The 2,102-nt window shown below is 46.5% G+C and carries 2 protein-coding genes and 2 pseudogenes; 3 read left to right on the forward strand and 1 reads right to left on the reverse strand.

Annotation, left to right across the window (positions count from 1 at the left end; translation table 11 throughout):
• A pseudogene (locus tag NSMM_RS14930) lies at window positions 1-116 on the reverse strand (IS5/IS1182 family transposase); the annotation flags it as partial.
• 77 nt (window positions 117-193) lie between these two features.
• Here NSMM_RS14930 and NSMM_RS16680 point away from each other — a divergent pair.
• From NSMM_RS16680 to NSMM_RS00030, 3 genes and pseudogenes are all read left to right on the forward strand, one after another.
• Window positions 194-271: pseudogene (locus tag NSMM_RS16680) on the forward strand (SEL1-like repeat protein); the annotation flags it as partial.
• Entirely contained in the window at window positions 251-1,090 is an 840-nt protein-coding gene (locus NSMM_RS00025) for a tetratricopeptide repeat protein (protein ID WP_143001796.1), read from the forward strand. The pseudogene NSMM_RS16680 and the gene NSMM_RS00025, both read left to right, overlap by 21 nt.
• 152 nt (window positions 1,091-1,242) lie before the next feature.
• Window positions 1,243-2,102, forward strand: an 860-nt coding sequence (locus tag NSMM_RS00030; protein WP_090283384.1) for an IS1595 family transposase, incomplete at its 3' end; no start/stop codon positions are given.

Below are 2,102 nucleotides of genomic sequence, written 5' to 3' on the forward strand. Positions count from 1 at the left end.
AATACCTCGTACAGATCTACTTGACGTGGCGCTGTCCTTTTGCGGGCACTCTCCAGCAAAGGCCTGATAACCTCGAATTGCTCCGACTTGATATCACTTGGATAATCTCTTCTCATCTCCCAAGCTTTTCATAACTCGGAGACTTTGAACAGGTTCTAAGGCCGCTGAACTCGGACAACCTTTCGCCCAGGAAGCGCTTGGAACATTGTACGGCCGAGGAGATGGAGTCGCGCAGGATTTTGCTGAAGCGATGAAATGGTATCGTAAAGCGGCTGAGCAAGGGCTTCCGGAGGGGCAATGGAGACTTGGTGCTATGTACCTAAAGGGTGAAGGTGTAACCAAGAACTATGTAGAAGCAGAGAAATGGTTTCGTAAAGCCGCTTCACAGGGTAATCCAGAGGGGCAATTTTATTTGGGTCATCTATATTTGTCAGGTTTAGGAGTAAGCAAAAATCTTAGTGAAGCAGGTAAGTGGTTTAAGCTGGCAACCACAGATGAAAAATTCCGAACCAATGCACTTACTATGTGGGAGCGAGGCTACAACCCCTCAAAACACAATCCAGAAGAAGAGGCATCTCTGCTATATGTAAAGGCCCTGGTGGCTCCTCCAGAGATGTTAGCCCTATCTTACTTAGCCGTCAGTTATCACTTAAAACTTGCGAAGCTCGCGCACTTTGGGGCGACTGTCCATATCACTGAACAGCATAAGCCGATAATTATCGATGCATCCAACGCAAAAACTTATATCACTCTCTTCGAGGAAAAACTTAGTATTTATGCGAGTGCCATTCAACAACGTGGTTTTCAGCAGCTCGCTACAGAATATATGATGGAGGTCAGTCATGGTTGTAAGGCTCTTGGATTTGCAGAAGGAAAAACAGTATTCAATCAGGATAAATTTGCACTTCAGGTAGCTCATGGTTTTTTTCAGGAAGAATTTAAACATCAGGGAATCGTAGTAGAGTCTGCGCTAGCTATTGAAAATGCATTGAATCCAGAGATTAAACTCATCGGAAAAATACAGCAAGATCGCATCGAACTTGAGTATCCTCCAACAAAATGCAGCATTACCTTGATCGTAGAAAAGTAAGTAACTTCCGTAACGGGGGTGTAAATAATTTTGTGTAAATGGTCATTTAGCAGGAAACTGCTTATTTACTTTCCTGATTAGTTACTTCTCTCAGAAATTTTGTAAAATCTACAAATTGCGAAGAAACGTAGCAAAATCAGAGGAGGATGGCAATGGCGATGAATAAAATTCAGTTTCAGGCAGGCCTGTCACTGCATGAATTTCTGCATCAATATGGCACGGAAGCACAATGTGAAGCAGCATTGTTTGCTGCGAGGTGGCCACATGGCTGGAGATGCCTGCGCTGCGATGGGGAGCGATATTCCTGTACCCATAACGGCCGCAAGCTATGGGAATGCCTGGATTGTGGCTACCAATGTTCTTCAATTGTCGGCACCGTGTTTGAAAATACTAAATTACCGCTAAGAACCTGGTTTCTGGCCATTTACTTGATGACGCAAAGCAAGAATGCGGTCAGTGCATTGGAACTCAAACGTCAGCTGGGGGTAAGTTACAAAACGGCATGGTCGATCAAGCATAAGCTGTTACAGACCATGCTGCTGCGCGAAGAGCAACGCCGTCTGGATGGACGCGTGGAGGTTGACGATGCTTATCTGGGAGGTGAAAGGCCGGGAAAGCGCGGGCGGGGCGCGGCAAGTAAGACGCCATTTGTAGCGGCAATACAAACAAACAGCGAGAGGAAGCCACTTTATATACGCTTGACTCCCGTAGCGGGTTTTACATATAAAGCGCTCAAACAGTGGTCGGCTGAATGTCTGTCATCTACTGCACGAGTCGTATCTGATGGTTTGGGGTGTTTCGGGGCGGTTACGCATACAGCCGCGCAGCATGAGCGCCATATTGTGGGAAGTGGCAAATCTGCTGTGCAGCGTGCCGAGTTTCGCTGGGTCAATACGCTTCTTGGCAATCTCAAGACTGCCTTCAGCGGAACCTACCATGCATTCAATCACGCCAAGTATGCACAGCGCTATCTTGCAGAATTCTCCTATCGCTTCAATCGCCGTTTTGATTT

It is taken from the genome of Nitrosomonas mobilis (genome assembly GCF_900103035.1).
GTDB classification, from domain to species: Bacteria; Pseudomonadota; Gammaproteobacteria; order Burkholderiales; family Nitrosomonadaceae; genus Nitrosomonas; species Nitrosomonas mobilis.

What these genes read in the sequence shown, in the direction of transcription:
- NSMM_RS00025 (WP_143001796.1), top strand. Translation starts at nt 251, where the DNA reads ATGAAATGGTATCGTAAAGCGGCTGAGCAAGGGCTTCCGGAGGGGCAA.